This is a genomic window from Streptomyces mesophilus (assembly GCF_011044995.1).
Classification (GTDB): Bacteria; Actinomycetota; Actinomycetes; order Streptomycetales; family Streptomycetaceae; genus Streptomyces; species Streptomyces mesophilus.
In genome coordinates this window covers 1-3815 of sequence record NZ_JAAKZW010000394.1, presented here as the reverse complement: position 1 = coordinate 3815, position 3815 = coordinate 1, and the positions used below count along the sequence as shown (strand labels likewise).

General features: G+C 75.4%; 1 protein-coding gene. It reads right to left on the bottom strand.

Features of this window, described 5'->3' with window-relative positions:
- On the bottom strand, positions 1-3521 hold a 3521-nt coding region (locus tag G6045_RS39755), incomplete at its 3' end, for a S1C family serine protease (RefSeq protein WP_165337118.1).
- Positions 3522-3815: the final 294 nt, after the last annotated feature.

Genomic DNA, 3815 nt, shown 5'->3' with positions numbered 1-3815 from the left:
CGCACCCCTACCCCATCCGCAATCATCCGCCGCGCACTGGGCCCCACCAGTACCGCCCACAGTCCGGCCCCCTCCTCGAGCCATCCCGTGAGCGCGCGGGCGAAGTCCGGGCGGGCGTGGGAGAGGGAGACGAGGCGGCGGTCGAAGGATGCGGCGCCCTCCGGGGTGCGGACCAGGAGCAGGCCGCAGCGGCGGACCAGGTCCCGTGTACGGGACCAGTCTGCGCCCCCGGTGCGTACCGCCACAGTGAGCACCTCGTCCAGGACGGCCGGATCGTGCTCCAGCTCGAGGAGCACGTCGAGCAGCTCGGTGCGCAGCACCCGTGCGGAAGGCCCGCCCCTGCCCGGCGCCGCGAGCACACCGGCCAGGGCCCGGCGGACCTCCGGCGGTCCGCTCTGCAGGAGACCGGTGACCAGCGGAAAGAGCGTCGCCCGAGCCTGGGCCCCCTGCTCCAGGCGGCGGTCCACATAGACGCCGGCCTGCACGGCCGCCTCCGGCCGGAGGTCGAGGAAGTCGCGTACAAGATGAGTCACGCGGCGGGCGACCGCAGGTGTGGTGATCTCGGCGAGGGCTTCGAGGACCTCGGCGGCCCCGGCACCCGGCTCGCGCAACCGGGCCCGGAAGGCGCCGAGGACAGGTTCGGGATGGGTCGTGAGGGCCGTGGCGAGGGCCGCCGAGGAGAGCTGGGGATCGCCGGCCGCGTACCGCTTCAGGGCGAGCTGAAGGTGGCGGGCCCGGGTCAGCGGATCCCGTACGAGGAGGGAGAGCGCCGCACCGTGCAGCGCGCCGTCCTCGGGCCGGGCGAGGAGGGCGAGGGCCGCGTAGCGGAGCAGGGTGCGGTCCGCCTCCGTATCGAGGGACAGGGCGACGCGCACACCGTACGACGCGGCCGCCACCCGGCGTTCGGCGCGGTCGTCGTGGGCCCAGCGGTCGACCGCGCGGCACAGGGCTGAGGGCTCCTCCTCGCAGAGCATGGCGAGGAGTTCGTCGCCGCGAGGGTGTCCGCAGTCGACGAGGGCTTCGGTGAGGTCGTCGAGCGCACGGTGGCGGTGGGTGTGCAGCAGGGCCTGGGCGGCGTCGGCGACGGTGGCGGCCGGCGCGGAGGCCAGGGGGCGTTCGTCGGTGAACCAGCGGGCCAACAACGGCTGCACGACGGCCGGTTCGGCCTTGAGGAGAGCGGCGACCGTGTCCAGACAGCGCTCTTCCCCGGGCCCTGCATCGGCGACCACCAGGCGCCGCAGCAGATCGACCCGCTCCTCGGCGGGCAGCGGCAGGGCCCGCCAGAACCACGGGCCGATCCCCTCGTACACACGCCCCGCCCCCCGCGCGAGGATCCGGTCGGCGAGCAGCCGCAGGACGGGCATGTACGGGCGGGCGTCCGGGACCCGGAGCAGGGTCTCGGTCAGCAGATGCACGGCCCACCAGGCCGCGTCCGCGGGGTTCCTGCGGCTGCCGGCCGCCCAGCTGGGGACGGGGTGCAGTCCATGGAGGGCGAAGTGGTCGGCGGCGAGGGCGAGTTCGTCGAGGCGGCGCCGGAGCTGATCGGGGCCCTCCTGCCGCTCCAGGAGCAGCAGGGCCTGGAGGACGGGGCCGATGCGGTGCCGCGGTACGGGCAGGGGGCGCACCGGCTCCGGATCCGCGGTGGCCCTGCGCGGGCGCCGGCGCGGGCTCTCCACACGCGCGGGCAGCCGCGCCGGCCCCGGCGCGCGTACCGCAGCCGCTTCGGAGCCCTCGCGCCAGCGGTGGACGAGGGCGAACAGGGCCGCGTCCAGGTCGAGATGGGCCCCCTGGATCCAGTCGGCGAGCTCCTCGTGCGCGAACCGGTAGCCGGCCCCCGCAGGCACCAGCGCGCCCTCGGTGAGCACGGCGGAGGCCCATCCCGTCGCCCACGGGAAGACCTCCTCGAAGGCCTCCCGGTCCAGCTCCCCCTGCCCGGGCCCCAGACACCGCCGCGCGGCCTCGTGCAGCCGCCCGGCCGCCTTCGCCGCGAGCCGTCGTACGGCCGCGCCTCGTACGTCCTGCACAGCCGCCAGCCGTACGGCGATCCGCAGACAGAGCAGATCCAGATACGCGGAGAAGACCTCGGACCGGTCGGGGCACCCGTCCACCGCGTCCCCGAGCGCGGCCCGCACCTCCCCCAACAGCCTTACAGCCAGCGGATGTTCGGCGTCCCGCGCGATCAGCGCCCCCTCGGGCACCCCGTACAACCCACGCACCCATCCCGCCTGCCGCTCCCCCAGACCGCCCAGGCGTACGCAGGCAGGCAGCAGCCCGCCCTGCGTGGAGCCGTACAGGGCGGTCCCGGGGAACAGCGCCCCGGCCTGCTCCCAGTACTCCGGCCGGCAGGCCACCACCAGACGCGCCCCGGTCCCCCGCAGCCAGTCCCCGGTCCCGGCACTCCACTCGGCGAGCCGGTGCGCGAGCTGCGGCGGCATCTCCTCGGGCCCGTCCAGGAGCACGAGCAACGGCCGCCCCGCATCCCGTACGAGCCGGGCGATCCGGTCGGGCCCGATGTCCCCGAGCTCCCCTTCCTGTTCCTCGTCCGCCACCGGCACCCCCTCGGACGCGGCCACGATCCGCCCGGCGTGCGCGAGGGCCCGCCCGACCGCGTCGGCGATCGAGGTGTCCTGCGCCCGCAGGGAGGCTCCGCGCAGCCACACGGTCGGGGCCGGTGCGCCACCGCGTGCGCGGCGGCGGGCGAGGGCACCCAGCTCGGTGGTACGGCCGCTGCCGGGATCCCCGACGAGCCCCAGCACATACGACGCCGATCCCAGGAACTCCGCGAACTGGCGCCCCACCTCTTCGCGTTCCACCGGCTCGCGCTCCTCGCGCGGCAGATCGGACCCCACGGAGATCGCGCTGAGTTGCAGCGCCCCGGCGAGATTGAGATCGCGGCCGTACGCGGGGACGCTCGCGGCGTTGCGCGTGAGCAGGGCGCCGAGGGCGCCGCCGGTGTCGGCCCGCGCGGCCGCCCGCAGCGGCACCGCGTAACCGGCCGCGCGGTGCCCGGCGTCGAGCGCCGTGCCGAGCACACCGAGCACGGCCCCGGTCACGGTGTCCACGACCGGACCGCCGGCCGCTCCCCCGCCGAGCTGCAGCGCGTCGGCGGCATCGGTACCGACGGCCAACTCCAGTACGCCGCCGAGCAGATGGAACCGGTCCGTCGCGGTGTACGTCACCTGCGCGCCGGCATCGAGCACGCGCGCCTCCCGCCAGCCGAGCGCGGCGATCCGCACGTACGCGCCGGGCTCCACGTGCTCGCGTACGGACAGGGGCAGGGCGCGCAGGCCGAGTCCTTCGGTGCGTACGAGCGCGAGATCCGCCTCGGGGAACGAGGTGACGGCATCGGCGCCGACCACACACGTACGGCCGCCGCCCGCGTGCAGCACGATGCGCGCGAGGCCGTCGATGGCCTCATGGCTGGTGATGACGGTGCCGTCCTCGTCGGCCGCGAAGCCGGTACCGCGGGGGCGGCCCGCCAGATCACAGATCCGGACCAGTTCCTCGCGACCCCCGGCCATCCTCGTCCTCCCCGCGGCGCTCTCCTACGACCGTAGGGAGACTTGATCTGCGCCGGGGCCCGCCAACCGGATGCGCCCCCTGTGAACCGGCGCTGCGCTTCGAGCGCCTGCCTGAACGGGTGAACGACGTTTGCGGCGCGCTGGGGTGCCGTCCGGTGGGGGTGCGGTCTCGTTGCCGGGTGCGGGCCGGTTGCGCCTGCGGCGGGCACCTTTTCCCCTACCCGCCCCTTCCCGAAACTGGGGCTGCGCCCCAGACCCCGCATCCGAACTTCGTTCGGATGTCCTCAAACGCCG